Origin of the sequence: Nonomuraea sp. NPDC005692 (assembly GCF_040631115.1) — a bacterium.
Taxonomy (GTDB): Bacteria; Actinomycetota; Actinomycetes; order Streptosporangiales; family Streptosporangiaceae; genus Nonomuraea.
The window spans coordinates 226,733-253,570 of sequence record NZ_JBEXYU010000011.1; the positions used below are offsets into that span (position 1 = coordinate 226,733).

Sequence of the window (26,838 nt, forward strand, 5' to 3'; positions counted from 1 at the left end):
ATCATGAGCGCCCAGGGTGGCACCGCCAGAGCCCAGGCGGCGTCGGGTAACGGACATCAGCCGAAGAAGTCCACTGAGCCGGAAATCTTCAATTCGGTCGACGGCGAGCAGGACAGGACGCCCGCGAAGGGCGCCGCCGCTCAGCCTCGTTCCAAGGACGAGCCGCAGGCGGAGGGCAACGAGACGGTGCGCATCCGTCCGTCGCTCACCAGTGAGGCACCTCCGCCCGTCGAGATGCCCAAGAAGAAGTCGTCGAACAACGCGGGGTCCAGGCTGCCCCGCAAGGCACACCTGGTGCTGCGCCGCATCGAGCCGTGGTCGGCCATGAAGTTCAGCTTCGTGGTGTCCCTGGTCTGCTTCGTGGTGCTCTTCGTGGCAGTGGCCGTCCTGTACGGCGTGCTGTCCGCCTTGGGGGTGTTCGACTCACTCGTCGACCTGGTCAACCAGCTCGGCAAGGGTGAGCAGGGACAGAGCTCGATCCCGATCAACATCGCCTCGTGGTTCGAGCCGGTGCGCATCCTCGGGTACACCGCGCTGATCGGCGCCGTGAACGTGGTGCTGATCACCGCTCTGTCCACGCTGGGCGCGGTCATCTACAACATCGCTTCCGACCTGGTCGGGGGCGTTGAGGTGACGTTCAGCGAGGCCGAATAGCAGGTTCGGGCGGGGGCTCGTGCCGTACCGGGGTGGCTGGTGCGGCACGAGCAGCCCGTCGGACACGGTAAGCTTTTCTCGTCCGAACAACTGGTTCGCCTCCAACAGGCGAATGCGATACCGTTCGGTGTGCGCGGGGCTATAGCTCAGACGGTTAGAGCGCTTCCCTGATAAGGAAGAGGTCCCAGGTTCAAGTCCTGGTAGCCCCACCCAGCTCAGAGGCCGTTTCCGGAGATCGGAAACGGCCTTTTTGATCTTCTGAGTGTCTAACTGCGTTACTACCGCTCCCAAGCCGGGGCCTGATCGCTAGGATGAGCTAAGGCTGCTGGGTTGAGCCTGGCAGGCATGGCTTGTCAGTCATGTTCATAGCCCTACTGGCGTCCGCCATCGTTTGCCAACACGCTTCCTCCGGGATCGTCGCCCCACTGGATGATCGGAATCCCATGGGAGGCAGGATGATGTCGAAGCTCAGAGAACGACTGACGGCCTGGTTCCGTCCTGCCATGGCCGTAGGCGCAAACCTGCTTGCCGGGTTGGCCGGCAACGTGGCAGTGGCGGGCTGAGCCCAGCAGCCAAGTAGGCGAAAGATGACCATCCGCTGATAGCGTGGTCACATTCGGAACTGAGTCTTGGGATCTCCTGATGAGGTGACCGGAGTTGGCGCACGATAGAGGCATCTGCTGCGACCACAAGGAGCCGCATGCCCGGTGCAACTTCTGACCTAGGTCAGATTCAACCGACCCGTCTGTTTGCCCTGCGGTTGCAGAACGTACGGGATGCTGGGAGCCCTCTACCGCGGGAGGAGTTGGCTGCAGCTCTAGAGATGGCCCCTGCTGCGGTCGATGACCTCTTTGAGGGTGCGCAACTGCCGAACGACGTTGTGCTCACTGTGCTTCTGCGTACGATCTACCCAGCCATAACGGTTGCCGAAGTTGCTGCCTGGTTGGCTGCTCTGGACTTTGCTAGATCGTTGTCGTCCCCGACACTCTCTGCGGTCTCTCCGGTACGAGGGTTCAATCGCATCCTGCGTCTGCTGGAAAAAGAAGTTCCTTCGCCACCGCCTCCCTTTCATCACCGGCACAGGTTGCAGGTGGGTGAAGATATGCCGTCGCGTGATGAGTTGGTGGCCCTCCTACGCGCTGCCTACCGTGCCGATTGGAGAAGAGCGCCGTGGCTTATGGCCTACGACTTCGCTCGTGATCTTCTACAGGCACAGCAGGATGATTCTGATGGCTCGCCCGAAACACGGAAGACGCGACCACGCCGTATCGAAGGGCTCGCTGAGGATGCGGGCATGTTGGTAGGACCTTCAGAAACGGGCAAGACCTCGATAACGCCCATGATCGTGAAGGCAATAACCTTTGAGCAGCGACTGAACTCAGCTCAGCTTCTTCGTGGGATCGAGGAACATTCGTTGCCGATGGTGACACCAGTCACGATATACCTCAGTGACGAAGCTAATCATGAAGCAGTTGAGTCTGCCATCCAGGAATGGCTTGAGGCTCAAGGGCTAGAGATTGTCTATAGCGGGGAGCCAGTCATCGGCTCATTCTGGCGCCCGCTTCTCGCCCGAATGAAGAAGGAAGGCGAGGAACATCTTGAGGACGGGGTCAGCATCGTCGGACGCGCAGCAGGCCTATATGGGCTCGACACCCGACAGGCGGATGTAAATCAAAAGGAGGCCGAAGCTTTCGCCAAGGTGATGGAGGCCTTGGCGGGGATCGAGTCTGCGGTGATCCATCACGGCACGCTGCTTGTGGTCAAGCATGCTGGCACGGTCGTGCGCCGCGAGCTGAGCCAGCTCGAAGTGGAAGCATTGCGTCGTCGTCCTGTCCTTACAGCCAGGCCGGACACCATCTTGAGTGAGCTGCAACGCCTCACTGAAGAGAATGAAGAAAGACCATTTTCCCCACATGCGGCGTTGGACGGTTGACCCTTTAGTCTTATAGCCGCTGTGTCGCACATTCAGCTTGCCTCGCTGTGCGCACCTAAACAGTGAGGAGGCCGCCAAGTGCTAGGGGTGAGGTATCGGCTGGCATCTTTGATGCCGTCGATGAATTCCCGCACCTAGTGCTCGGGCTAGTTCGAGATTAACCCTTGGTCGGGCTTTAGTATCCGCTCATGAGCCGATACTAGCTGGGGCTAGCTCTTGAAAATCTGGTCCATAACCACCGCCCCTTTCTGTAGCACAGGTCGAATTTGCTTGCGGTATACCAGTTCTGTGACTGCCGTACTACTGTGGCCGACCAGTCGGGAGATGTCCTCCAAAGGGGTCCCGGCGTCGGAGAGCAGGGAAACGAAGCTATGGCGTAGCTCTCGTGGAGTCCACTCCGAGGGGTTCAAGCTTGTGTGCTTGATTACGCGCCGGAGCGCTCGCCGTACGTTGGCTGCGTCCAATTCGGTTCCAGCGGCGGACGCGAACACCAGGCCATGCTCTGACCAGGCGTCGCCTTGCTCCTTCTGCTGAGCTTCCTGTTGCTCGATCATCACATCCACACACCGTTTAGGGAGTGCGAGGGTGCGCCGCGACTTGCGGGTCTTTGTGTCTCCCCCGTTCCGTATGGAGCGCCACACGGCGACGTACGGCGGTATCGGCGGGATGCCGTCGAGATCACCCACCAGGTCCACGTGATCCCAGCGCAGCGCGCGGAGTTCCTCGGTACGTGCACCGGTGAGCAGAGAGACCACGATGTAGGCGTACAGGTTCTTACCTTCGGCGGCTTTGAGCACCTCTTCCGCCTGGGTCATCGTGAGCGCCTTGGACGGGCGCCCTTCCTTTCCCTGAGGTACTCGGCATAGCTCAACCACATTCCGCCGGACCTTGTCTCGCGCCATCGCGCGCTTGATGATCCGATTCAGACAGGAATGGAGCCGCGCGACGGTGCTCGTGCTGTGCGTCTTGGCCTTGCCTGCCAGCCACTTGTCCACATCCTGCGCACTGAGGTCGCGGAGCTTCCGCTTGCCCAGGGCCGGGATGATGTGGGTCTTGACCAGGATCGTGTTCGTTGCGACGGTGCTCGGGTCCAGTCCGCTGAGCCCGTAGGTCAGCCAGTCGTTCGCGGCCTGAGCGACGGTGGACTCCCCCGGTGCGATGGTTAGCCCGTCTTCGTAGTCCCTGAGCACCTCCTTGAGCTTGGCCTTGGCTTCGGTCTTGGTCTTGCCGCTGCCCCTCTTGATGATGCGCTTGCCGTCTGGGGCGAACCCCAGGCTGGCGGTGGCGATCCAGCGCTGGCGCTTGTCGTCCCAGTGGAGGCCGCCGTCTCCTCTGCTGCGTCGTTTGGTCATCAGGCTGCTTCCTCGGCTTCCTTCTCTAGGAGGGCGATGTAGTCGCGGATGGCGCTGGGTGTGATGAGGCGGGCGCGGCCTTGCTTGACGGAGCGCAAGCGGCCGGTGCGGATCTGGTCGTAGATGACGGTTCGGCTCATGCGGAGCAGGCGCATGGCGTCGGTGACGCGGTAGAGCTGGGTGTCGGCCAGCCGGACGCTGTCCGGCGCTGAGGTGGTCACTGGTGGGTCTCCTCATCGGTGGGGACAGCGGGGACAGGCAGCAGGGCCGGTTGTCCCTCGTGGGTTTGGGCGTTGGTGCTGGTCGTGGTGTGGTCAGGGACGGTTGGGACGCCGGGGACGCCTGCCGGGGACTCTGTTCCGGGGAGGCGGTAGTGGCCGGTGGCGTTGACGCAGAGTTGGCCGTCGGCGTTCATGCGTTGGCAGGTCTTGCGGACGTTCTCGTGGGACAGGCCGGTGGCGTCGGCGATGGCCTTGGGCGTGCTGTTCGGGTTGGCGCGGACGTGGCGGGCGATGGCGGCTCTGGTGTCTGACAGGGCGTGGTCTTCGGGTGGGCCGTCCAGGAGGTGCCAGAGGCCGGCGGCCGGTTGGAAGGCCATGGCGTATTCGGCCTCTTCGACATCGCGGCCGGTGACGTGCAGGACGCCATCTGCGGTGCCTCTGGCGCGTTTGAGGACGAGGGTGGCGTCCGCTGCCCCGGCCAGGCCGTTGGTGCCGGAGACCTCGCTCAGGAAGTCTTCCGAGGCCATCTTGCGGACGTGGTGGATCAGGACGACGGCGACGCCGTAGGTGTCGGCCAGGCGCTTGGCGCGGCTCATGGCGGCGTAGTCGGCGTCGTAGGCGGACAGGCCGGGTGGTGTGGTGCCTCGGATCTTGGCGAAGACGTCGATGACGACCAGGCGGGCGTTCTGGTTGCGGTCGAGCCAGCGGGCGATGGCCTCCTCCCCGCCCTGCGGGAGGGTGGGGCAGGTGGTGGCCAGGGTCAGGTCCTTGGGCGCGGCTTGGCCGCTCAGGATCTTGCCCATGCGGTTCTGGAGGCGGCGGGCGGTGTCCTCCAGGGCGAGGTAGAGGACGGGGCCGGGCTCCAGTTCGATGGCTTCCAGGGCCTTAGCGCCGCTGGCGACGGCGATGCCCAGGCCGAGGCTGAGCCAGGACTTGCCGACCTTGGGAGGGCCTGCCAGGAGGCTGAGTCCTTCGGCGATGATGCCGGGGACCGCCCAGCGGGGCTCCGGGAAGGTCATGGCCATCAGTTCGTCGGCGGTCCAGGAGGTGCGGAACAGCACGGGCTGGCCGGGCGCATTGACGGCATCACCGTTGACCAGGCGTAGATGGGTGGTGCGGTCGTTGGTCATGCGGCCACCGTCCGAGGCCGGCGGGCTCCGGCGCGCAGGCCGGAGGCGATGGTGCGTTGGGCCTCGCGGTAGGGCTGGCCGATCTGCGTGGCTGCCTCCGTGAGCCACGTAGTGACGGCGTTGGCGTTCAGCTCGCCTCCGGCGACGAACTGGCCGAGTGCGACGGCGGCGAGATAGAGGGCGTTGTTGTGGCCGTGCGGTGGTGAGCTGGCCACCCGGTCCAGCTCACCGAGGACGGCGGCACGGATGTAGGAGCCGCGCCGGTCGGATGCGAGGGGCACCGTGACCGGCTTCTGTGGTGGGAGCGGGGCCGGGCGTAGGCGTTCGACCAGCCAAGCCGGAAGCGGTGCGGGTGGGATCGGGTGCAGGACCTCGTACGTGCCGCTGCCGTGTTCGTCGGTGACGTGACTGCCGGGGCCGACGACGTAGCCGCCGTTGGCGCGGGTGTCGATCAGCCAGCCGAGGCCGCCGTTGCCGCCTTGAGTGTTCGTCAGGGTGACTCCATTGGGTGCGGTGAAATACAGGTGCAGGCCGCCGCGTCGAGTGCGGACCTGGAAGGTCTCCAGCGGGAGCGGCTGGCCGGCTTCCTCGCAAAGGGCGGCAAGGACGTCCGCGCCGTCTCGAATGCCGGGGCGGTTCCACTGCGGTGTTGGTTGCTCGCCGTGCTTGGGCTGGTCAAGGTCGATGACGACCAGGCCAGACGGGCCGGTGGCGATGCCGACGTTGTACGGGCGCTGCCAGATGTAGCGGATCGTGGCCGGGTCGGTGGTGGTGCGGTGTTGCCAGGCGGTGAAGCCGCGGGGCGGGGTCTTGCCCTTCGGGGCGAGCGGGAAGACGTGCCAGCCTCGGGCGGCGGCTGCGAGGGCGTAGCGGGTCAGGTTCTTCATTGGCATGGGGTGCTCCAGTCAGCGGGTGCGGTGCAGGGCGCGGGCGTGGTTCCAGATGTGGCGGCCGATCCGGAGGCGTAGGCCGGTGGCGCGGCAGCGGCGGCAGTCGTGAGTGCCGCGTCCGATGCGATTGGGCTTGCGGCCCTTGCCCTGGCAGGAGCGGCAGCGGCGGAAGGGCCGGATGTAGCACTTGACGGCGTAACGGACTGTGATGAACAGGGCGATGACGATCACTGCGCTAGCGGTGAGCGTGGCAGGGGTCATGACGGGCCTCCTGGGCCGTTTTTGGGTGTCGTCAAGCGAGGGCGCTAGCGTGCTAACGCCCTGGCCAGGGCTTATTTCTGGTGCTAGCGGGGGTGCTAGCGATAGCAGGGTCAGCCGCTAGCGCTAGCACCCTCCGGCGGGGTCACTCGGTGCCAGTTCGGCGGTTACGTTCCGCCATGGCGTCGGTGAGGTCGTCCAGGCGGATGCCGCGCCTGGTGATGGCCTTGCCGTCGATGCGGCGGCCGATCGCCTGGACGGGTACGCCGTGCGGCTTGAGTGCCGTGGTGAGCTGTTCGGAGGCCCAGCCGGTGTAGAAGTCGGGACGGAGTTCGGCCAGGCGGGAGCACAGGGTCTCGTTCCAGGCGGCCGTCTCGCCTGCGGGCCAGATCTGGGAGACGTCGGTCAGCAGGTCGAACGTGGGTGCGTCGGTGCGGGTTTGGGTGCCCTCTTCGGGCAGGGTGCCGGCCAACCCTCGCAGCTGCATGGAGCGGGCCACGACCTGCTTGGCCGCGTCAGTGTCCACCATGAAGGAGCGGCGGGCGGCGGGCTTGCCGAGGCCTGACAGGATGCCCCAGCCGGCCTCCTTGACCGGCTCGAAGATGGTGGCGCGGTAGCCGTTCTTGTACATCGAGGTGCCGAGGATCATGTCGTTGGCGACCTGGTCGGCGACGCTCATGCAGTAGCGGGTGTTGACGTTGCGGGTGATGCCGGTCGGCAGGCTGTCCTTGTCGGGGATCTGGGTACCGATCAGCAGGATCACGCCCAGGGCGCGGCCCAGCTTGATGACCTTCTCCAGGATCTCTCCGGCTTCCTTGCCGTACTTCGGGTGCAGGAACAGCTCTTGGATCTCGTCAATGGCGACGATCAGCGGGTGGAGGCCGGAGTCCTTGAGTGAGGCGAGTTCCGGGGTGACCTTGTTCTCCGGGGCCTTGCCGAGCTGGGCGTAGTGGGCGATGCGCTTGGAGCGGCGTTCGCACTCCTTGTAGAGCCAGCGGATCATTCCGGAGCAGCGGGCGATGGTCTCGTCGTCGAAGCCGTTGCCGTACTCGGTGCAGACCGGCTCCAGGACCTTGAAGTCGCCGACACCCTTGAGTTCGTAGATGCGCAGCTCTGCGCGCGGGTCCAGGCTGGCGGCGAGGACGGCCAGGCGCAGAGCGAAGGTCTTGCCGGAGCCGGGCTGGCCGCCGACCAGCCAGTTGCGGAACATCAGGGCCGCGTTGACCGTGTCCATGCGCGGCGTGGTGGCGAACGGGAACGGCTTGAAAACGTCCACCTTGCCGTCCTTGAGGAGGGGCCAGGCGGGCTGCTTCATCTGGGACGCGGGTTCGTAGCCGACCCACAGGGCCAGGCGGCCGGGGTGGCCGTCGCCGGGCTCGGGCCAGACCTGGTCGAGCGGCAGCCGCATGCCGGAGGCCAGCCGTCCGCGCCGGGCGACCACGTCGGCGGCCTCGACGCCGAACGGCAGGTCGATGATGGCCAGGTGGCCGGGGCCGTCGCGGTGGATGTCCTGCGGGAAGCTGATGGCGTGCTGGTCCTTGCTCACGGCCTGGTTGATGCCAGAGATGCCGCAGGACAGCAGCGCACGGCGGACCAGCTCAGCGGTGAGCTTGCGGTAGCGCGGCCCTTCGGACACGCGGTCGGTGATGGGCTTGTCCGTGGGCCTTCCCGCACGGGCCAGCAATGGCACGGCCACGGCGACGGTCAGCAGGCGTCCCCAGGTCGGGATGTCTGCGAGCAGGAACACCAGCAGGCCGATCAGGACCGTCACGGCGAGGCAGACCAGGACGGACCAGCGCCACCGCGACTGCCGCTGGCGCTGCCTGTCCAGCTTGAGCCAGGTCTCCGGGTCGTTGCGGTCGGCGGCGTACTGGCGAAGTGCCCAGTTGCCCTCCTCCGCTGTGGCCCAGTGGAGGAGCTTGCCGGTGGCTCGGAAGAACCCGACCGGCGCGTAGAGGGTGGCCTTGGCGGCGTACTTGGGTGAGCGGACGGCGTGATAGCCGACGACGTACGCGGCGTCCTTGGCTGCCCAGACCAGCATGGAGCGCGTGGCCTTCCAAGAGCGCAGGGTGGCCGGGACGATCGGGGCACGGCGCTGGTCAGTGCTCGACCGGTACGGCACGTCGTCGTCCGGCGGGTCGACCGGCGGGCCGAGGACCGTGCCCTCGACCGCGATCGTCTCGCGGTCGAAGAACTCATCCTCGTCGCGGTCCGGCTCCTGGTCGTCCGCGCGGTTGGCTCGTCGGCGGACCGCGTGCAGCGGGACCACCTCGCCGCCGTGCTCGGTGCGGTCGAAGGCGTTGACGTCATCGCCTTCCTCGGTGTGGTCTTCGTGCTCGTGCGGGTGATGAGTCATGATGTGTGCACCTCGTGTGCGTAACTGCGGGCGGGGTTACGGGGCGCGGCCGGAGTCTTGGCGGATGAGGCCGCGTCCCGTACTGGCTTGAGCAGGGACGATGTGCGGTCGGACCGCTTTCCGCCTGGCTGGTGTGGGTGGTCGGTGCGTGTGGTGGATCGTAGGTCGAAGGGCGGGCGATGGAACGTTCCATCAAGCCGCCTCGCGTCCGGTCTCTTCGGCGGTCGGACCGGTTTCGGACCGCAGACGGGCGAGCAGCGCTCCGGCGCGGTCGGTGGAGATGGACCGGCCGATCTGGCGGATGGCGTCGCGCAGCCGGTCGCGGGTCAGTGCGATGCCTCGGGCTTCGTGGTCGGCGGCGATCTGCCAGCCCAGCGGCATCAGGTCCTCCACCTCGGACGGGGCGACGGCTGGCCGAGCGGTCTTGCGCGTCTTGCCCTTGCGAGGTGATGGCTTGCGGTCGGGTGCGGCGGCCAGAGCCGGACGCTGGGGAGCCAGAGGCTGTGTGAGACGCATCCTCTCGATGTGGACCGGGGCCGGGGCCAGTTCGCCCAGCTTGTACAGAGCGCGCTCGCGTCGGCTGGCCTTGAACTGCCACAGGCGGCCGTACCGGTCCTGGAGGTCGGTCTTGGCCAGGAAGCGGTCACGCTCGCGGTTCAGCGCGTCCGGGTACGAGCGCACCTCCCAAAGCACCATCCGCCGCCACAGCGCGAACGTGGGAAGCGGGGACAGCACCCACCGCGAGACGCGGATGCTGTCGAGTCGGCGGGACGGGTTGGCCAGGTTGGCGCGCTCCCGTACGGCATGTGTGCCGATCTCCACGGCCACCACCCACAGGCCGGGCAGGATCGCATGGGCGATCACGGCGAACCAGTCGGGCCCGCCCGCTACACCGGTGTAGGCGGCGACGTTCAGGTAGACGGTGACGGCGGTCAGCGTCCACGGGATGAAGCGCAGCCAGCGCACCCGCATGTCCAGCCGGGCGAGGACGATGTCCAGCGCGGAGAACACGCCGATCCCCAGGTCCACGCCCAAGGGCAGCAGGAAGGCGAGCGCTCCGAAGGTGGGCTTGGCCGTGTTCATGACGGTGGCGAAGGAGATGACGAACCCGACCAGGCCCAGCACGCCGACTGCGGCGGCCGTGACCGAGATCAGCGTCTGCTCTCCCTCCGACAGCGGGCGTGGGCCGGCGGCAGGTTGGTCGTTCATGACGGTTGCTCCGTTCGGCGGGTCTGTAGGGCGTTCGTGGGTCGGGTTCATCAGCTCCACCGCCGTCCCCAGCAGCGCGGGCAGCCGGGCTTGGCGCACCAGTTCTGTGGACGACTGGCCCAGAACCGGGCGATGAGATTCGGTGAGCCGCCCTGCCGGACGGTCAGGCGGGCGACCTGCCACACACGGAATCGCTCCTGGCCGACGCGCAGCAGCTCGGCGATCAGGCCACCGGCGAGAAAGACGAGAAGGTAGACGAGGACTGTGATCATGGTCAGCTCCACTGGCGGTTCTTGAACTGCTGGGCGGACTGCTTGCGGCGCTCGATCGCCTCCGGGTCGGAGAACCGATCGAGGCGCGGGTTGGCCTTGCGGGCGCTGGCCTGGAGTCGCGCCCACTGCTGGTCGGTGATGGTGTTCGGACGTTGGTCGCCGGACATGGGCAGGTCTCCGATCAGTGGCAGGAACGGACGAGCATCCGGCAGACGCGACACCCGGCCTGGCCGCGAACGCCATGGATGACGCAGCGCTGGATCGGCCGGCCACCGCCGCAACGGCACCCGAACGGGCTGCGCGTCCGCTTGCCGCACTCGCAGCACTGGAATCGGGTGGCCATCACGCCACCTCGTTCGTACGGCGGCGCAGGAGGAAGGCGAGGAGCGAACGCAAGTCCCGCAGCTCCTCTGCGGTGTAGCCCGCCCAGACGCCCTCCTCCGGGTCGAGCGCCATGGCGTAGGACAGGCACGCGGCACGGGCCGGGCATCGGGTCTGGCAGATGGCCTTGGCGGTGGCCTCCCGCACCCATCGCTCCTCGTCGGTCTCGATGTCCGGGCCGGTGAAGAGCACGGCCTGAGTGGAGTCGCAGACCGGTTTGGCGTTGATGAGGTCGTCCAGGAAGTCGGTGAGGTCGTCGTCGCGCTGATCCTTCACAGCTCCACCCCCAGTGCACGCAGGGCCTGGACGAGAGCGAGGCGGATGCAGGTAGGGCAGATCGGCGGCGACGGCGGCTCAGCGTCGGGCGTGGTCTCCTCCACGCTGTCGCACATGAGACAGAACCACTGGACGGGCTCGGCGAAGTCGTCAGGGACGACACGCATGGTCTTGGACCCGTGGGTCATGATGAGGACACCTCTCTAGAAGGGGCGCCGGGGTGCGGGACTGGTTTGGCGACTAGGGACCGCACCCCGGCTTCTTCGTTGTTTGGGCTGGTCAGCTTGGCTGATCATGCCCTGGTGCGCCTTATTTAAATAAGGCGAACAAGCAGCGTCAATCACTGCTGGCATACTTGTTTGAACAAGGCGAATGAGAGGGGCGCGAACATGCCCAGCCAGAGGCGGCGCGACACGCTCCGCGGAGACGTGGCGGCACGGATCGCCGAAGACCTACGACAGGCCATCCTGAGCGGCGAGTACGCCGAAGGGGACCGGCTTCCCAGCACGTCGGAGCTCATGGAGCAGGAGCAGGTGTCGTCGCTGAGCGTGCGGCACGCGTACCAGGCGCTCATCGGTGAGGGCTTGGTGGTGGCGGTCCCGAAAAAGGGCTTCTACGTCCGCGAGTCGCTGTGCATGACCTGGCACATGACGAAGTGGCAGGACCCGCAACGCCTGGAGAACGTCCAGACGGACGGCTGGACGGCGGACGTCGAGGCCGCCGGCTACTCCCACCGGCAGACGATCAGCGTGAGCATCCTGCCCGGCAGCCACATGGTGGCTGGAACACCGGTCGCGGAGCGTCTGGGCATCCCGGAGAACGAGCGCGTCGTCGTACGCAGCCGCGTCCGCTACATCGGCCCCGGCCCAGGCGAGCCCGCCAACGAGCCCGAATCGCTGGCCGACTCCTACTACGCGTACAACTGCGTGAAGGACACTCGGATCATGGAGCCGGAGAGCGTCAACACGGCGCAGGTCCTGGCCGACCTGGGGTGTCCGATGCGGGACCACTTCGATGAGCTGACCCCGCGGATCGCCTCCCGGCAGGAGACGGAACGGCTCCAGCTGTCAGGCGTCATGGCCGTACTCGAAGTGGTGCGGACTACGTTGACCACATCGGGTAACCCGGTACTGGTGCTGCATCAGATCAGACCGGGCAACGGGTCCAAGTACATCTACCAAGTGGGGTACGGCGATGGCTGAACGCCCCATCCTGACGGCTCGCCTCGCCGTGGAGAGCGACACCGATCGCGTGATCGGGCTGCGCGCCGAGTCCGAACGCTGGTTGGCCAGACGTGGCATCCAGCAGTGGACGGCCAAGTGGGACGAGGTCGGCCGGGACAAGATCCGCCGCAACATCGCCAATCGCGAGACCTGGGTGTTCGAGGACGCCGGCGACGTGATCGCCACCGTCACCCTGAACACCCGGCCGGACCTCGACTTCTGGAACCCCGACAGCGACGGGCCGGCCCTCTACCTGTACAAGCTCCTCCTGGCACGGGACCGGGCAGGCGAAAGCCTGGGGGCCGACATCGTGAACTGGTCAGTGAACCAGGCCGCACTTCGGGGGTTCCCCTGGCTCCGCCTGGATGTGTGGCGCAACAACCACGGACTCCAGCGCTACTACCTGGACCAGGGCTTCGAGCACGTCCGGACCGTCGAGGTGGCGGGACGCGACTCGGGGGCCTGCTTCCAGCGGCGGGCGGTCCCGACCCCCGTCGAGAACATCGTCGACGCCGATGCCCAGGCCGATGTCTGAGCCATCAGGGCTTGCGCTGCCTGTGCCTGTGCGCGGCGATCAGTACGGCCCACACAAGGCGAGCGGTGGCGTGGCGCCCTCGGGCGGTCTCCTCGTACCCGTTCTCCTCGCTGTGGCGACGGATGAGGAACTGTCCCGCCTCGCAGCACCACTCGTACTCACCGCAACACGAGATCTCCCGCACCCGGACAGGACGCGGACCGTACGGGACATGCGGGGTCCACACGTACATGAGGGCTTGCCTTCGGTTCGCGCGCAGGAGGCAACCGCGGTCGCCTCCTGCGACGGCTGATCTGGCGTTCACGTCCGCTCGGCGTCAACCGTTGGCGACGGTGGTCTTCGCGCTACGAAGACGCAGCACGATCGCGCCGTAGATGTAGGAGGGGTTCGATGCGTACCGGTCGAGATGCACGAGCTGGACCGAGCCCGTGGCACCGGGCGCTAACGACTCAAGCGCCTGCCGCAGAAGCGCGGCCGCCTGCTCGGCCTCACCTGTTATGCCGCACGACCCACGGCCGTACTGATCGCAAGCAGCCCACGAGTAGAAACCATCGATGTCCTGGTGCACGACTACATGAGAGCCACGCGCGGTACTACGTCAGAAGAGGACACTGAGCGGCGAACCCCGCTGTCCGCCCCCGTGTCCGCCTGTCCCCGGAGGTGCACCGGATGAGCGACAACGCAACGGCCCCCGTCTGGGCCGGCCGCCTGCTCGCCGCCCGCAACAGCAAGGGCTGGTCCCAACGCGAGCTGGCACAACAGCTGGCCAGAGCCTCCGACAAACCCCTCCCCGAGCTGCCGAACGTCATCCGCCGCATCCGAGGCCACGAGACCGGCGAACACCGCCCCGACGCCTTCTACACCCAGCTCTACTGCAAGGCGTTCGGCCTGACCGAAGACCAGCTGTTCGGCACCATCATCAAGCCCGTCCCCGCCCTCGCCCTCCCCACCTTGGCCCCCGACGCCGACCTCTACGAACGCATCACCCGCGCCATCGAGCACCCCTCCCGCGTCGACGTGGCGACAGTGGAATGGCTGGAACACTGCCTCGCCGAACACCGCCGCGTCGAGGACACGATCGGCAGCCGCCCTCTCCTACCCCTGATCCACGCCCAGCTCTCCACCGTGGCCGACCTCGCCCGAGGAGCCCGCGGCCCCCTCGCCGACCGCGCCGTAGCCGCCCTGGCCCAGTACGCTCAGTTCCTCGCCTGGATGTGCCAGGACTCCCGCCAGCATGCCGCCGCCCTGGCCTGGTACGACCGCTCCCACGCCTGGGCCGTCGAGGCCGGCGACGCCTGCCTCGCTTCCACCACCCTGAACATGCGCGCCCACCAAGCCTGGAGCCTCGGAGACGCCCAACGCTGCATCCGCCTGGCAGAAGCCTCCCGCTGGCACGACGGCCGCACGACCTACGGCGTCCAAGGCATGGCCGCCCAAATGGCCGGCCGAGGCCACGCCCAGATGGGCGAGGCCAACCAGGCCCGCACCCGCCTCGCCGAAGCCGAAGAGCTCATCCGCACCGCCGCCGAACACCCCGAAGACGAACCACCCTGGATGTACTTCTACGACGAGGGCTGGTTCCTCATGCAACGCGGCATGGCCGAACTCGAACTCGGCGACGGCCGCCGCGCCACCGACTTCATCATGCGTGGCCTCTCTACGCTGCCGGAGTCCTACCGACGTGACCGCGCATGGTACGGAGCGTGTCTGACACGAGCACACATCCTGCAGGGCGATATCGAAGCCGCAACGACCGTTGCTACGGACGTGGCGCAGGATGCAGTGACTCTCAACGCCTATGCAGTGAAGGAACTTCGACGTGCCGCCCACGAGATCGCGAAAGCGAGCGCGTCCGGCGCGAAGACGATCACGGCGGCACTGGCACATGGCAGTCGTTAAGGCCGTGTCCCTGCTGTCCCTTCGTCCCTCACCGGTGTCCGAAGTGCAACGGTGCCAACGGGACCTTGGGACGCTTCGAGGCCTCATTGTCCCTGCCACTCCAGCCATGGCTACTGATGGAAGGTCGTAACGCCCCCTGGTGTTACAGCCTCCAAGCCCCGATGATTGCCCTTGAGTCAGTCGGTATTTGGCGCGTTCCCTCAGCTGGGAAGGTCTAATAACCATCGGCATCGCGAGGGGCGACAGGCACACTCGCTAGCAACACAGGGATCGAAGTGAACCAATGGCACGGCGAGCCAAAAAAATAGCGGCGAAGAGTAGGCGTAACAAGAGAGGAGGGCGACCGAATGGGGCGTCCTCTACCCGAGGGGCTTATCCTGCTGGGCGCAGACACACTAACGCGCGCGTCGAATCAAATGACAAGACGCCTCGTGACTTCATGAATGCGACCGACTATCTGCAGGAGGCCTATGCGAAGGTGCCCGGAATTGGACAAGGGAATCGATGGTATGACCTGCCGTATTCGGTTATCAACTTCCTCCTCGGCAGGCGAGCAAGGAAGTTCATTCCGCGCCCAGTCAGAGCGGGGCTAAACTATTTTATTAACCAACTTCTGCAGTTCAATGTGCATGAGAGGAATATTGCTCGGAGTCGAGATGATCCACTTCACAATATAAGCGTGTCATCCGATGAGCGCGTTTCTATGCCTGTGGTGTGGGTGATCGAACTATTTCCTCCTAGTCATATCAGTGATCTCGCTAGAGCGATCGAAAGGCATTCCTGGGATAAGGGACGGGCGCGTTATAGGCCGGGAGAGTCTAATCAGGAAATCCTGGAGCGCTCTCGCGCGGGGAGGGGATGGGTATGGTGGCAAATCGGAGATATCGCTGCTGAAGGATCTCCGGGTGTGCCTGGCAGAACAATGCGCCAAGAGTTGCCTACGGAATTCAGCAATATAGAGATACATGGCCTCCAGATTGGCGAAGGGCTTACAGCTGTCTTAGCTCAATTCCGCCTGAGCGCCACAGCGCTACGTCATCTCGATGACGTCTGGCATGCCGACCATGAACCCCAATTGGTTTGGAAAGAGGGTCGTCTGCATCCAGAAGACAGGTACTGGGCGGGTCTTCGGAGAACGCAGGAAGCAAGAAGATCAGTCCACCGCAAGGCTCGATCTTGGCTGCGGCGAGAGATGCCGGGCGTCTTTGCGCGGAACTCCCAATGCCAGCCATTAACTGATCTGCTATTGCTGGATAGATTCGACCCCTTCGCGGAATCTGAAATAGATCAGAATTTCTCGTCAGCGCTCAGAGCTCTCGGGCTCAGTCGGTTTAATGTCAATCCGATCACATGCTCAAACATTCCCGGCCTCATGTTGGAGAAGGTGGATACTGGTCTCTGTGCAACTTTCAAGGATGAGAAGGCGTGGACGCTGTGGGGCCAACGCAAATCGATCGCGGAGAGTGTCGGTGATACAAGTGCATACAGCGATGGCATAGACGGTGCGATTACATATGTGTTAGGCGAAGCCTTGCGCGAGTTTCTGGCGCTCCTAGCCATTGCGGATCTTCTTGAATTTCTCGATGCTAAATATGCTGAGCTGCGCGATAAATCCCGCACTCGCCATGGGCGCTTCAGAGGGCGGCGTCTAAGGGAACTGCGGGAGGATTTTCTCACGCTGAGTCTCGACGTGAGTAGCCTTACTCGCGATATAGAATCCTTTAACGCACGCACATGGAGGCATGAAAACGACATTCGGTTTACCTTGAATACGTCAGCGCGCCTGGCTAGAGCGCTGCGAGAAGCGGGAAAGAAGGAGCCAGATCCCATTGATTTGGTTGACAGGTGGCGAGCACAGTACACCCTTCGAGCCCGAGAACTGGCCGCCATAGACAAAGACTATCGGGAAGTGCTTTCAACGGTCGCATCGCTCGGCACATCAATAGACACGATAAAAGTGAGCCGAATCGCGATTTGGGTCTCGCTGGCGTCGCTTCTAGTGGCATTGGTCACACTGCTCGTGGCAGATATAAAGCCTGACGCACCTCTCCTTGCGCTTTGGCAATGGATCTCATCGGCCCTTCACGTGGACAGGTAATGGGACGATGTGTCCGAGCACGGCTGAGCGTATAACGCCCTCAGGTTGCACAGGTTGCTCGCGTACGAGCACAGAGCGCTGGCTAGGGCCACAGGCTCTGCCCTGAGTCCCCTGAGTGACAGACTGAGTGACAATCGCCGTTGACGATCACGAACGTTGGCGGACGCTGGCAATCATCTCTGCCAGGTCAACGGGCTGCATCCGTTGATCAGAGCTTGCGTTCGAGTTGCCTGATAAGGAAGAGGTCCCAGGTTCAAGTCCTGGTAGCCCCACTTCAACTCCTAGGCCCGTTCCGATTCCTCGGACGGGCCTTTTGCGTTAGTAGAGACGGCGACCAGCAGCTGATTCGGCTGGCTCGCCGCAGGCATGCACCCTTATCCCTTTCGGTGGAAGCCCACCAGTAGCCGACCTCCGGTCGGCCCCATTACATGCACGGCCCTGGGGGCGTGGCGTTCCATGGCTCGCGTTCACCGGTGAGCTCCTCGATACGCCTGTAGGGCACGTCGGCGCTGACTGGGCTGAAGGTCGTTCCCCCCCATTGGGGAGCTCCGGCCTTGAGTCCAGGGCCTTGGCGTGCTTGCCCCTTGGGTGGGCGAGGCAGGCGGAATGATCCGGCGAACGTGGCTGGTGCGGAGCGTTTTGCTGCCGTAGCCTTGTTGATCAACTGGGGGTGATATGCGCAGATATGTTGCGGCCATTGCCGTCGCCTCGCTCCTGAGTGGTTGTGCGATTTCGTTTCCAGGACAGCAGAGCTCAGAAAGGGAATCGCCGCCTCGGGCTTTGATCGATCCACCCGCTGTCAATCGCGCGCTCGCGGATCTTTCGAAAGGCGTCAAAGGCAAGGTCTGGCTTCATCATGTCGATGAGGAGGGGCAGAACCGCCGCTGGACCACGAGGGTCAAGATGGGCACGTCGTTTCGCCTCGAGGTCGACTGCGTCGGAGCAAGCGGGACGATGATGGTCCGCATAGACGGATCTCAGCTCCCTCATCAGTGCTCCATCGGGCCCAACGGTGTGCGCATCAGCACGATCCCCGACGACGTGGCTGTCCGGAGCATCAAGGTCGAGGCGCCCGAGGGTGCCAGATGGGCCGTTCTCATCTGGAAGCCACCGCAGAGTTAGGCATCGGCGGCGGCAGGGGGGCGGTCCACAGGGTGTTCGTAGGATCGGGGCATGGGGATGTACGTCTCGGTCAGAGGGTGGCTTGAGCTGGGCTTCGCTCACAAGCCGGACGCCGAGCGCATCATCGGGGACGACGACCCCTACTCCGGCGGCTGGGCGTGGCCGGCGAAGCCCTTCAACTGGACGCTCTACCTGTTCTACGGGGGCGACGTCAGAGAGGGCGCGCTGCACGAGATCCGGGCCCGGGTCGAGCAGCTGGCCGCCCTCCCGCCGGTCGACGAGGACGGGGACCGGCCGCGGGGAGTCTTCGTGGTCACCGACGAGCGCGGTCAGGCGCGATGCTGGCACATCCGTGAAGGGGCGGTCCTCGACGTCCCGGCGCCGGACCTCGGGTGGCTGGCGAGTTAGCACCGGAAACGGCCTTCGCCGCGACGGGCGTGCGGTGGCAGAATGTCGCGGATGTCGAGGGCGGTGTCGTTGTGGCAGCAGCGGGATTTCGTGCTCCTGTGGAGCAGCCAGACCACCAGTTCGCTCGGCAACGAGATCTCCTATCTGGCGTTACCCCTGGTCGCCGGGCTCGTGCTGGAGGCCTCGCCGGTGGAGCTCGGGCTGCTGACGGCGGCGCGGCGGTTGCCGGTGCTGTTCGCGTCGTTGCCGGCGGGGGCCCTGAGCGATCGGTGGCGCAAGCGGCCGGTGATGATCGTCGCGTTCCTGATGTCGGGGTGTGCGATGGGGACGGTGCCCTTGGCAGCCGTGGCCGGAACGCTCACGCTCGGGCAGCTCTACGCCGTGGCGCTGGTGGTCGCGACGTGTGAGGTGTTCTTCACGCCCGCCTACCAGACGTACCCGCTGACGTTGCTCGGGCCCGAGCGGTTGATGGAAGGGAACGCCAAGCTCACCAGCACGGTCACGGTGGCGGGGATGGCGGGGCAGCCGGTCGGCGGGGTGCTGATCTCGTTGTTCGGGCCGGCCAAGGCGGTGCTCGCCGACGCGCTGTCCTACCTGGGAGGCGCGCTCGCACTCGCGCTGATCCGGTCGCCGGAGGCCAGGCCGGAGCGGAAGGAGCGGGCCCCTCGGCTGCGCGAGCAGATCGGGGAGGGGCTGCGGTACGTCGTCCGCCATCGTGTGATCGGGCCGATGGTGCTCTACATGGCCACGGTCAGCTTCTGCATCGCCGGGTTGAGCGCGCTGGAGGTCAACTACGTCGTACGGGAGCTCGGCTGGTCGGGGCTGGCCACCGGCCTGGTGTTCGGGGTGAGCATGGCCGGCGGGCTGGCGGCCGGGGCGATCGCGGGGCCGCTCACCGACCGGTACGGCATGCCGCGCGTGCTGCTCGGGGCCGCCTTCGCGTACCCGTTGTGCAGCGGGTCGATCGGGCTGGTGGGGCCGGGTCTGGCCGGGCAGGTCGTGGTGGGCGTCTCGTGGACGTTGATGATCATCGTCACGCTCGTCTTCCAGAGCACCCAGCGCAGTCTGCGGCAGCTCCTGACGCCCAAGGACATGCAGGGCCGGCTGGCGGCCACGTCCCGCTGGCTCACCTGGGCCGCCACGCCGGTCGGCGCGGTCCTGGCCGGGGCGCTGGCCGGCGGGATCGGCATGCGCGGCACGCTTCTCGTGTTCTCGGCCGGGATGCTGGCCGGTCCGGTGGTCATGTGGTTCTCGCCGTTGCGCACGTCCCGGCGGGAGATCGAGCGGGACGTACGGACGGCGACGGCGGGGTAGCTCCGGGACCGCCGGGTCACACGGCGAAGAGCAGGGCGGCGTTGACGAGGAGGGCGACGGCGGTCGCGAAGTGCACACCGAAGGCGACCGCCTTGGTGCCGCCGTTGCGGAGCACGATCAGGGTGTCGCCCAGGGGGAGCAGCGCGACGATCAGCATGAACCAGGCTTCGGCCTGGGCGCCGACGAAGGCCAGCAGGGCCAGGCCGAGCAGCCCGTACGTGCCGTCGCGCAGCCCCTTGATGGTCAGGTAGGCCCGGTCGCCGTCCTGCTTGGCGGGGACGCCGTAGCCGGCGGCCGCGGCGACCGGGACGAACAGGAAGCGCGCGCCGATGAACACGACCATCAGGTTGAGGGCGATGGCGAGGCCGTAGGCAATGGTGGTGAGCATGTCCGTCTCCAAGAGCTAGCGTTGCTAGGAACAAGGACGACGCTAGCAGAACGATGACAGAAGCGCTAGCGGTGCTAGAATTCAGAGCATGTCGATCCATGCGCGCCGGGAGCGCGAACGTGCGGAACGCGAGAAGCTGATCATCACGGCCGCCTGCGAGCTGGCCGAGGCCGAGGGCTGGGAGGCGGTGACGACGCGACGGCTGGCCGAGCGCATCGAGTACAGCCAGCCGGTGCTCTACAGCCACTTCAAGGGCAAGGGCGCGATCATGGCGGCCGTGGCCGTGGAGGGCTGCGTGATCCTCGCGGACGAGCTGCGCGCGGCCCGTACCGCGGCTCCCGACGCCGGCAGCGCCCTGGCGGCCGTCGGTGCGGCCTACACGGCGTTCGCCGAGCGGCGTCCGGCGCTCTACGACGTCATCTTCAGCCAGAACGTCGACCTGCCGTTCGCCACGCCGGAGGCTCCCGCGGCCCTGCACGCGGCGTTCGGCGAGCTGGTCGAGGGGCTGCGCCCGCACGTCGGCGAGGGGGAGGACCTGCCGCTGCTCACCGAGACCTACTGGGCCGCCCTGCACGGGCTGGTCACGCTCATGCGCGGCAGGCGGCTGCCGGCCGAGCAGCACGACCGCCGGCTGGAGCTGCTGCTGAAGCGGTTCGCGGCCTGACGGTTTGACCTTGTCACCGGCGTCAACGTCTACCCTCGTTGCCCGCACATCGACGAGAACGGACGACACCCATGAGCATCCACCGCACCACCCTGGTCGAGCTGGACCAGAGCTTCTTCGACGCCCTGGTGGCCAACGACCACGACCACCTGAATGACCTGCTGACGGACGACTTCGTCCTGGTGGGGGTCGAGGACGGGACGGTCGCCGGCAAGGACGTCCTGCTCGACCTGGTGACGTCGGGAAGCCTGCAGTTCCCGAAGATCGACTCGTTCCCGGACGAGGCCATCGTTCGGGTGATCGGGGACGTCGGGATCGTCGTGGGGCGTACGGGGATGAACTTCACGAACCCCGATGGCAGCACGTTCAGTGCCGGGAGCCGGTACACGCACGTGTACGCCGCCGGCCCCGACGGAAACTGGCGGCTGGTCTCGGCGCAGGGCACGGCCATCAAGGCGTGACCCGCGCACGCTCCACGGAAGGCCGGATCAGCCGCCTTCCGGTCTCCGCCACTCCGCGGTGACCTTGAGGTGGGCCTCCCCCGTCGATTCGGCGACGACCACCCCGGCCTTGGCGGTCAGCTTCATCCCGAACTCGACCGCGACCACGTCCGGCGGCTCCGGGCATGATCGCATGCGGCGCAGGACGTCGGTGGCGAAGGTCTGGACGCGCTGGAGGCCCGCGCCCAGCGCCTCCGGCATACGTTCGACGGCCGCGCGGGCCCGCCCGGCGGGGAGCGGCTCGTCGCCGGGCCGCTCGTTGACCTCCACGAGCACGGTGCCGCCGTCGTCGAGGGGGACCTCGAGGAAGTAGCGCATGGTTGCCCTCCTGTCCTGGGACAGGTGCAAGCATGGTGGACCGGCCCGCCCGGCGGAGGCGCTTTCGCCGCGGCGATGAGCCCGGCCCGCGCAAAGGGCTCCCGCGCGAAGGGCTCCTGCGGACTGCCACACGAATGGCGCGAAGTTATCCACAGGATGGGGATGGTTGTCCACAGTGGTGGACAAGTCTGAAATCATTGACACGGTGTCTAGATTGTTTTACCTTTCCTGCTTGTGATGTCGTACGAGGAAAAGGGCGCCTGGGTCTATCTCGTGGCGACGGTCGGCAGCTATGTGGCCTACGTCATCGTCATTCTGGGCCGGGCCGGCGACGGCCCGCTCAGCGCCGTCCCCTATGTCGCGCCGATGGCGTGGGCGATCGGGATCAGCATCGTCCTGTCGATCGCGGGCCGTATCGTGGTCGAGATCGTGAAGCCCAGCGAGAGTCACAAGAGCGACGTGCGAGACAGGGAAATCAACCGTTCCGCCCAACATGTCGGAGGCGTCGTCCTCGCGGCCTCCATGGTGGTCCCCCTTGGCCTGACCATGGCGGAAGCCGACCATTTCTGGATCGCCAACGCCATCTACGCCGCACTCGTCCTGTCCACTCTGGTGGCCACCCCGCTGCGGCTCGTCGCCTACCGGAGGGGCCTGTAGGCATGGGCAAACCGACCAAGGTCACCAACTCCATCAGGGCTCTGCGGTTCGCGCACGGGGAGATGACGCAGGCCGAGCTGGCCCAGCGGGTCGGCGTCACGCGGCAGACCGTCATCGCCATCGAGCAGGGCCGGTATTCACCCTCTCTTGAGGTGGCCTTTCAGATCGCCCGGGTGTTCCGGGTGCCCCTGGACGACGTCTTCCAGTATCCGGACGCCGAAGGCTAGTTATCCACAGGCCCGTCGGTTTTCCACAGGCTGTCGAGAGCGGTGGCGACGGCCGCTATGGAGTCGTGCGCGGAGCGGATGCGGGCGGTCTGGGCCTCGTCCGTCCAGCCGAGCCGCAGGCCCTCCTCGGCCAGCGCGTCGAAGGCCGTGAACGCGGCCAGTTTCTGGCGCAGGACCTTCGACCAGGCGTCGTCCTCGATCCGGTAGTAGACGTTGCGCTCCCCCGGCCTGCGCAGCTTGTGGACGAGCCGGATCGACGTCAGGAGCTGCATGGTCGTCGTCAGCGACGCGCGGCTCGCGCCGATGGCGTCGGCGATGTCGGACGCCGTCTGCGCGGGCGGGTCGCAGACCATGAGCCAGCCCAGGACGCGGCCGGTGATCGGAGCCAGCCCCCACTCCTCGGAGACGAAGTCCGCCACCCGCTCGACCCAGTCGAGCAGCTGCTCCCGGCCCGGACCGCCCGGCGACTGCATGTGGGACCCTCTCCATCGACATCACTCTTTGTGAGTCGTCAAATACTAGGAGCAACCAGGGGTGGGCTGCTAATGCTGGATCCATGATCGTCATCATGTGGCCGCTGCTGCTCCTGCCCCTGGTCCTGCCCGAGCCGACCTCGGTCGTCCGCGCCCGGGGCGAGTTGCGGGAGCTGGTGGTCGCCGAGGCGCGTTCGCTGAGGGGGTATTCGCACGAGCGGTTCATGCCGTCCTGGACCGAGGCGGAGGGCGCGTGCGACACGCGGGAGGTCGTCCTGCGGCGCGACGCCGTGTCCGTGACGACCGACGTCGACTGCGAGGCCGTCCGCGGCACCTGGTTCAGCGAGTACGACGGCCTGACCCTGCACAGCGAGGAGCAGATCGACGTCGACCACCTCGTGCCGCTGGCCAACGCGTGGGTCTCCGGCGCGAACGCCTGGACCGACGAACGACGGCAGGCGTTCGCCAACGATCTCACCAGGCCCGAGCTCATCGCCGTCAGCGAGTCGGTCAACCTGGACAAGGCCGGCAGCAGCCCGGCGACGTGGCGGCCGCCGCGCAGGTCGTACTGGTGCACGTACGCGCGGGCCTGGATCACCGTGAAGCACCACTACGGGCTGACCATCACCTACCGGGAGAAACGGGCCCTTATCCGCATGTTGCGCACCTGCTTCAGCGCTCAGCCATCCGCCTGAGCTGCTGCTCCCTGGCTCCGGCGTCCCCCGGCAGGCCGCGCTCGGCCAGCAGACCGGCGACGCGCTCGCGGGCCTCGGCGGGGTGGCGGCCGTCGTACTTGAACTTCGCGCGCGCCTCCACCACCGCCAGCCGCAGCCCGCGCAGGCCGGGCAGCTGCCGGTGGTAGGGCCCATCGCCGGCCGCCACGACGCCGTGCGCGCCGTCGGGCTGGAAGTGGGCGAGCTGGCGGCGCAGGATCTCGGCCTTGCCCTCGGCGTCGTCCACCACCTCGGCCCGGCAGGTGAGCTGGACGGAGGCGTAATAGCTGGTGGGCACGCCGGTCTCGGGGTCGCCCGTCCGCCATCCGCCGGGGATGTAGGCGTAGTCGTCGTGCACGCTCAGCAGGACCGTCGGATCGCGCTCGATCGCCGCCCACACCGGGTTGGGCCTGGCCAGGTGGAGCAGCACCTCCGCGGCGCCGTCGAAGAGGAAGTGGGTGGGGACGACGACGGGCGGACCGCCGTCGGGGCCGTTCGCGGCCAGCTGGCCGAAGTCGCGGGTGGCCAGCCAGGCGCGCCACTCGTCGTCGTCCCGTGCCGCGTCCCAGGGATGAATGAGCACGTGAAATCCTCCCGCCGGGCTTTGTATTAGTACATAATGTATTTTGTGTCAGAAACATACAGGATCGTCGGTGGGACGGCCAGCGAGATCGCGGCCGGCGTCGAGGCCGCCGTGTCCGCGGGCCTGCTGCCTCCCGGGACGCACCTGCCGCCGGTGCGCGAGGTGGCCGCCACGGCCGAGGTCAGCCCGAACACCGCCGCGGCCGCGTACCGGCTGCTGCGGGAGCGCGGGATCGTCGAGACGGCGGGCCGGCGCGGCACGCGGGTCCGGCCGCGCCCGGCCACCACGACCCGCGAGGAGATCCGCATCGAGGTGCCGCCGGGCGTGCGCGACCTGTCGCACGGCAACCCCGACCCGGCCCTGCTGCCGCCGCTGCACGAGGCGCTCGCCGCCGCCGCCAGGGCGCACGAGCAGCGCCCGGCCATGTACGGCACGGGCGACGACGAGGAGCTGCTCTCCCTGGCCGCCGCCCGCCTGCGTGCGGACGGCGTGCCCGCCGCGCCGCTGGCGATCACCTCCGGCACCCTCGACGCGGTGGAACGAGTCCTGAACGCCCACCTTCGTCCCGGCGACGCGATCGGCGTCGAGGATCCCGGCTGGACGGCCCTGCTCGACCTGGTCGCCGCTCTGGGGCTGCGGCCGGTCCCGATGCGGCTGGACGACGAGGGCCCGCTGCCGGACGAGCTCGACCGGGCGTTGCGGGCGGGCGTACGAGCGGTGGTGATCACCGCCCGCGCCCAGAACCCCACCGGCGCGGCCGTCACCGCCCGGCGGGCCGCTGACCTGCGTGCCCTGCTCGCCACCCGCCCCGACGTGGTGCTGATCGAGGACGACCACGGCGCGAGCCTGGTGGACCTCCCCCTCCATCCCCTGGCCGGCGTGACCACCCGCTGGTTGCTCACCCGCTCGACGGCCAAGGCGTTCGGCCCCGACCTGCGGCTGGCGCTGGTCACCGGCGATCCCGTCACGCTCGACCGGCTGCGCGGCCGGCAGCGGCTGGCCGCGGGCTGGGTCAGCCATCTGCTGCAGCGCGCGGTCGCCCACCTGTGGCGTGCACAGGCTGTGGACACCGCGGCCGTCGCCGCCGCGTACGCCGGGCGGCGGGACGGCCTGATCGACGCGGTGGCCGCGCGTGGCCTGCGGGCGCACGGCCGCAGCGGGCTCAACGTCTGGGTCCCGGTCGCCGACGAGACCACCGCCGTCACCCGGCTGCTGGCCCTCGGCTGGGCCGCCGCGCCCGGCGCCCGCAACCGCGTCCGCACGCCGCCCGCGCTGCGGCTGACGGTCTCCACGCTGCGGCCCGACGAGCTGCCGGGCCTGGCCGACGACCTGGCCGCCGCCCTGCGCCCACCCACAGCCGGCCGGTACGGCTGACGGCCTGGACGGGCCCCGCGATCAGCGGTTCGGCTCCAGGGACATCGCCGGGCACGGCTCGGGGCGGCGCGGGCGGCGTACCGAGTGGGCCAGCACGCCCAGCGCACCCACGATGAGCACGAGCAGGGCCGCCCTGGTGGCCGCGGGCCAGCCGGCGTCCAGGGAGCCGAAGAACACCGCGCCGGTGACCGTGCCGCCGAGCACGCCGCCGGTCTCCTGGACGGTCCCCAGCACCCCGGCCGCCGCACCCGCGCGCTCCCGGCGTACGGACGCGAGGACCGAGGACAGCAGCGGCGACATGATCAGCCCCATCCCCGCCCCCGCCACCAGCAGCGCGCCCGCCACCAGGTACGGCGACTCCCCCGCCTGGAGGAGCAGCCCGAGCCCGAGCAGCAGCGCCAGCGGGCCGGCCGGGCGCGGCACCCGGGCCGAGCGCGGCGAGGCCAGGAAGAAACCGGCGTTCAGCGCCGTGCACACCGCCCCGGCGGCCAGGGGGCCGAGGTTGAGGCCGTCCTGGAGGTGGAGGGCGAGCACGAACGACAGGCCCGCGGAGGTGCCGAACAGCAGCGCGACCGCCGCCAGCCCGGCCGTGAACCCCTTCTCGCCGAACACCTCCAGGTCCAGCAGCGGTTCCCGGCCGGTCGCCGCCAGCCGCCGCTGCCGCCGGACGAACGCCGCCAGCGTGAGCGCCGCGCCGCCCAGGCACGGCCACGTCCACTCCGGCCAGCCCTCCTCGCGGCCCTGGACCAGCGGTAGCACGACGCCCGCCAGCCCCGCCGCGACCAGCGCCGCCCCCGGCAGGTCCAGCCCCGCACGCGACCCGGCCCCGGCGACGCGGGGGACCAGCCGCCCGGTCAGCGCCAGCGCCGCCAGGCCGATCGGCACGTTGACCAGGAAGCACGCCCGCCAGCCGAGCCCGAGGGGATCGGCGGCCACCACCAGCCCGCCCACGACCTGGCCGCTCATCCCGGCCAGGCCCACCACCGTGCCGTACCAGCCGAACGCCCTGGCCCGGCCCGCGCCCGGGAACAGCGTCCCGATCAGCGTCAGGACCTGCGGCGCGAGCAGCGCCGCCGCGACGCCCTGCGCCACCCGGGCGAGCACGAGCGTGGCCGCGTCCGGCGCGCCGCCGCAGGCCGCCGAGGCGAGCGTGAACAGGGCCAGCCCGGTGGCGAAGAGGCGGCGCGGCCCGTACAGGTCGCCGAGCCGTCCCGAGACGATCAGGCCCGCGGCGTACGCCAGCCCGTACCCCGCCACCACGAACTGGCTCGCCGCGTCGCCCGCTCCCAGGTCGGCGCGGATCGAGGGCACGGCCACGTTCGCGACGAAGAAGTCCAGCGTGGTCATGAACACCGCGACCAGCACCACGGGCAGGGCCGCCCAGCGAGGACGGAGGGACATCAGGGACTC

General features: G+C 67.4%; 31 protein-coding genes and 1 tRNA gene. 15 read left to right on the forward strand and 17 right to left on the reverse strand.

What is annotated here, in order from left to right; translation table 11 throughout:
- Window positions 1-3: 3 nt before the first annotated feature.
- The 3 genes from ABZ459_RS24205 to ABZ459_RS24215 all read left to right on the forward strand — a co-directional run bounded on the left by ABZ459_RS24205 (window position 4) and on the right by ABZ459_RS24215 (window position 2,587).
- A complete protein-coding gene (locus tag ABZ459_RS24205) occupies window positions 4-654 on the forward strand; it encodes a DUF3566 domain-containing protein (protein ID WP_357974074.1) in 651 nt (216 codons plus the stop codon).
- A gap of 135 nt (window positions 655-789) precedes the next feature.
- Window positions 790-863, forward strand: a tRNA-Ile gene (locus tag ABZ459_RS24210).
- 491 nt (window positions 864-1,354) lie between these two features.
- A complete protein-coding gene (locus ABZ459_RS24215; protein ID WP_357974077.1) occupies window positions 1,355-2,587 on the forward strand; it encodes a hypothetical protein in 1,233 nt (410 codons plus the stop codon).
- Window positions 2,588-2,796: 209 nt separating this feature from the next.
- On the opposite strand, the gene ABZ459_RS24220 is transcribed toward ABZ459_RS24215, so the two are convergent.
- The 11 genes from ABZ459_RS24220 to ABZ459_RS24270 all read right to left on the reverse strand — a co-directional run bounded on the left by ABZ459_RS24220 (window position 2,797) and on the right by ABZ459_RS24270 (window position 11,120).
- The gene (locus ABZ459_RS24220) at window positions 2,797-3,939 is read right to left on the reverse strand and encodes a tyrosine-type recombinase/integrase (protein WP_357974080.1); all 1,143 of its coding nucleotides are present in this window, start codon (window positions 3,937-3,939) and stop codon (window positions 2,797-2,799) included.
- Window positions 3,939-4,160, reverse strand: coding sequence for a helix-turn-helix domain-containing protein (locus tag ABZ459_RS24225; protein ID WP_357974083.1), 222 nt, complete (start codon window positions 4,158-4,160; stop codon window positions 3,939-3,941). Before ABZ459_RS24225 ends, ABZ459_RS24220 begins: the two co-directional genes overlap by 1 nt.
- Window positions 4,157-5,290, reverse strand: a complete 1,134-nt coding sequence (locus ABZ459_RS24230; RefSeq protein ID WP_357974086.1) for an AAA family ATPase — start codon at window positions 5,288-5,290, stop codon at window positions 4,157-4,159. The genes ABZ459_RS24225 and ABZ459_RS24230 overlap by 4 nt, the downstream gene beginning before the upstream one ends.
- Entirely contained in the window at window positions 5,287-6,183 is an 897-nt protein-coding gene (locus ABZ459_RS24235) for a bifunctional DNA primase/polymerase (protein ID WP_357974090.1), read from the reverse strand. Before ABZ459_RS24235 ends, ABZ459_RS24230 begins: the two co-directional genes overlap by 4 nt.
- Window positions 6,184-6,195: 12 nt before the next feature.
- On the reverse strand, window positions 6,196-6,441 hold the full coding sequence (locus tag ABZ459_RS24240; protein WP_357974093.1) for a hypothetical protein: 246 nt from the start codon (window positions 6,439-6,441) through the stop codon (window positions 6,196-6,198).
- A gap of 142 nt (window positions 6,442-6,583) precedes the next feature.
- Complete coding sequence (locus ABZ459_RS24245) at window positions 6,584-8,794, reverse strand: cell division protein FtsK (RefSeq protein ID WP_357974096.1); 2,211 nt, start codon at window positions 8,792-8,794, stop codon at window positions 6,584-6,586.
- Between the two features lie 192 nt (window positions 8,795-8,986).
- The gene (locus ABZ459_RS24250) at window positions 8,987-10,003 is read right to left on the reverse strand and encodes a DUF2637 domain-containing protein (RefSeq protein WP_357974099.1); all 1,017 of its coding nucleotides are present in this window, start codon (window positions 10,001-10,003) and stop codon (window positions 8,987-8,989) included.
- A 50-nt stretch (window positions 10,004-10,053) separates the two neighbouring features.
- Entirely contained in the window at window positions 10,054-10,275 is a 222-nt protein-coding gene (locus ABZ459_RS24255; RefSeq protein WP_357974102.1) for a hypothetical protein, read from the reverse strand.
- A 2-nt stretch (window positions 10,276-10,277) separates the two neighbouring features.
- Window positions 10,278-10,442 carry a hypothetical protein gene (locus tag ABZ459_RS24260; RefSeq protein WP_357974105.1) on the reverse strand — a complete coding sequence of 55 codons (165 nt, stop codon included), beginning with the start codon at window positions 10,440-10,442 and terminating at the stop codon, window positions 10,278-10,280.
- Window positions 10,443-10,617: 175 nt separating this feature from the next.
- Window positions 10,618-10,932, reverse strand: a complete 315-nt coding sequence (locus tag ABZ459_RS24265; protein ID WP_357974108.1) for a WhiB family transcriptional regulator — start codon at window positions 10,930-10,932, stop codon at window positions 10,618-10,620.
- Window positions 10,929-11,120 (reverse strand): hypothetical protein, encoded by a 192-nt coding sequence (locus ABZ459_RS24270; protein WP_357974111.1) that lies wholly within the window; start codon window positions 11,118-11,120, stop codon window positions 10,929-10,931. The genes ABZ459_RS24265 and ABZ459_RS24270 overlap by 4 nt, the downstream gene beginning before the upstream one ends.
- Before the next feature lie 201 nt (window positions 11,121-11,321).
- On the opposite strand from ABZ459_RS24270, the gene ABZ459_RS24275 reads away from it, so the two are divergent.
- Together ABZ459_RS24275 and ABZ459_RS24280 are read left to right on the forward strand one after the other, a co-directional pair.
- Complete coding sequence (locus ABZ459_RS24275; protein ID WP_357974114.1) at window positions 11,322-12,134, forward strand: GntR family transcriptional regulator; 813 nt, start codon at window positions 11,322-11,324, stop codon at window positions 12,132-12,134.
- Entirely contained in the window at window positions 12,127-12,690 is a 564-nt protein-coding gene (locus tag ABZ459_RS24280; RefSeq protein ID WP_357974117.1) for a GNAT family N-acetyltransferase, read from the forward strand. The genes ABZ459_RS24275 and ABZ459_RS24280 overlap by 8 nt, the downstream gene beginning before the upstream one ends.
- Window positions 12,691-13,006: 316 nt before the next feature.
- Here ABZ459_RS24280 and ABZ459_RS24285 read toward each other — a convergent pair whose 3' ends face one another.
- Entirely contained in the window at window positions 13,007-13,258 is a 252-nt protein-coding gene (locus ABZ459_RS24285; RefSeq protein ID WP_153260828.1) for a hypothetical protein, read from the reverse strand.
- A 101-nt stretch (window positions 13,259-13,359) separates the two neighbouring features.
- Here ABZ459_RS24285 and ABZ459_RS24290 point away from each other — a divergent pair, with 101 nt between their 5' ends.
- The 4 genes from ABZ459_RS24290 to ABZ459_RS24305 all read left to right on the forward strand — a co-directional run bounded on the left by ABZ459_RS24290 (window position 13,360) and on the right by ABZ459_RS24305 (window position 19,531).
- Window positions 13,360-14,589, forward strand: a complete 1,230-nt coding sequence (locus tag ABZ459_RS24290) for a helix-turn-helix transcriptional regulator (RefSeq protein ID WP_357974120.1) — start codon at window positions 13,360-13,362, stop codon at window positions 14,587-14,589.
- 439 nt (window positions 14,590-15,028) lie between these two features.
- Window positions 15,029-16,687, forward strand: coding sequence for a hypothetical protein (locus tag ABZ459_RS24295; protein WP_357974123.1), 1,659 nt, complete (start codon window positions 15,029-15,031; stop codon window positions 16,685-16,687).
- Between the two features lie 1,173 nt (window positions 16,688-17,860).
- Window positions 17,861-18,217 (forward strand): hypothetical protein, encoded by a 357-nt coding sequence (locus ABZ459_RS24300; RefSeq protein ID WP_357974126.1) that lies wholly within the window; start codon window positions 17,861-17,863, stop codon window positions 18,215-18,217.
- A 51-nt stretch (window positions 18,218-18,268) separates the two neighbouring features.
- Window positions 18,269-19,531, forward strand: coding sequence for an MFS transporter (locus ABZ459_RS24305; RefSeq protein WP_357974129.1), 1,263 nt, complete (start codon window positions 18,269-18,271; stop codon window positions 19,529-19,531).
- A gap of 16 nt (window positions 19,532-19,547) precedes the next feature.
- On the opposite strand, the gene ABZ459_RS24310 is transcribed toward ABZ459_RS24305, so the two are convergent.
- Window positions 19,548-19,919, reverse strand: coding sequence for a DUF4267 domain-containing protein (locus ABZ459_RS24310; protein ID WP_357974132.1), 372 nt, complete (start codon window positions 19,917-19,919; stop codon window positions 19,548-19,550).
- Window positions 19,920-20,007: 88 nt separating this feature from the next.
- Here ABZ459_RS24310 and ABZ459_RS24315 point away from each other — a divergent pair, with 88 nt between their 5' ends.
- Both ABZ459_RS24315 and ABZ459_RS24320 read left to right on the forward strand, forming a co-directional pair.
- Window positions 20,008-20,583: a TetR/AcrR family transcriptional regulator gene (locus ABZ459_RS24315; protein ID WP_357974135.1), complete on the forward strand. Its 576-nt coding sequence runs from the start codon at window positions 20,008-20,010 to the stop codon at window positions 20,581-20,583.
- A 71-nt stretch (window positions 20,584-20,654) separates the two neighbouring features.
- Window positions 20,655-21,044: a nuclear transport factor 2 family protein gene (locus tag ABZ459_RS24320; RefSeq protein WP_357974138.1), complete on the forward strand. Its 390-nt coding sequence runs from the start codon at window positions 20,655-20,657 to the stop codon at window positions 21,042-21,044.
- A 27-nt stretch (window positions 21,045-21,071) separates the two neighbouring features.
- Here ABZ459_RS24320 and ABZ459_RS24325 read toward each other — a convergent pair whose 3' ends face one another.
- Window positions 21,072-21,401 carry a CU044_2847 family protein gene (locus ABZ459_RS24325; RefSeq protein WP_357974141.1) on the reverse strand — a complete coding sequence of 110 codons (330 nt, stop codon included), beginning with the start codon at window positions 21,399-21,401 and terminating at the stop codon, window positions 21,072-21,074.
- A gap of 237 nt (window positions 21,402-21,638) precedes the next feature.
- Here ABZ459_RS24325 and ABZ459_RS24330 point away from each other — a divergent pair, with 237 nt between their 5' ends.
- Entirely contained in the window at window positions 21,639-22,058 is a 420-nt protein-coding gene (locus ABZ459_RS24330; protein ID WP_357974144.1) for a hypothetical protein, read from the forward strand.
- Between the two features lie 2 nt (window positions 22,059-22,060).
- On the forward strand, window positions 22,061-22,285 hold the full coding sequence (locus ABZ459_RS24335) for a helix-turn-helix transcriptional regulator (protein WP_357974147.1): 225 nt from the start codon (window positions 22,061-22,063) through the stop codon (window positions 22,283-22,285).
- Here ABZ459_RS24335 and ABZ459_RS24340 read toward each other — a convergent pair.
- Window positions 22,282-22,758, reverse strand: a complete 477-nt coding sequence (locus ABZ459_RS24340; RefSeq protein WP_357974151.1) for a transcriptional regulator — start codon at window positions 22,756-22,758, stop codon at window positions 22,282-22,284. The two genes, ABZ459_RS24335 and ABZ459_RS24340, sit on opposite strands and share 4 nt — an antisense overlap.
- 83 nt (window positions 22,759-22,841) lie before the next feature.
- Here ABZ459_RS24340 and ABZ459_RS24345 point away from each other — a divergent pair, with 83 nt between their 5' ends.
- A complete protein-coding gene (locus tag ABZ459_RS24345; RefSeq protein WP_357974154.1) occupies window positions 22,842-23,453 on the forward strand; it encodes an HNH endonuclease family protein in 612 nt (203 codons plus the stop codon).
- On the opposite strand, the gene ABZ459_RS24350 is transcribed toward ABZ459_RS24345, so the two are convergent.
- On the reverse strand, window positions 23,431-24,054 hold the full coding sequence (locus ABZ459_RS24350; protein WP_357974157.1) for an FMN-binding negative transcriptional regulator: 624 nt from the start codon (window positions 24,052-24,054) through the stop codon (window positions 23,431-23,433). The genes ABZ459_RS24345 and ABZ459_RS24350 overlap by 23 nt on opposite strands.
- 36 nt (window positions 24,055-24,090) lie before the next feature.
- Here ABZ459_RS24350 and ABZ459_RS24355 point away from each other — a divergent pair, with 36 nt between their 5' ends.
- Window positions 24,091-25,428, forward strand: a complete 1,338-nt coding sequence (locus ABZ459_RS24355; protein WP_357974160.1) for an aminotransferase class I/II-fold pyridoxal phosphate-dependent enzyme — start codon at window positions 24,091-24,093, stop codon at window positions 25,426-25,428.
- A gap of 21 nt (window positions 25,429-25,449) precedes the next feature.
- Here ABZ459_RS24355 and ABZ459_RS24360 read toward each other — a convergent pair whose 3' ends face one another.
- Complete coding sequence (locus ABZ459_RS24360; RefSeq protein WP_357974163.1) at window positions 25,450-26,829, reverse strand: MFS transporter; 1,380 nt, start codon at window positions 26,827-26,829, stop codon at window positions 25,450-25,452.
- Between the last annotated feature and the right edge of the window lie 9 nt (window positions 26,830-26,838).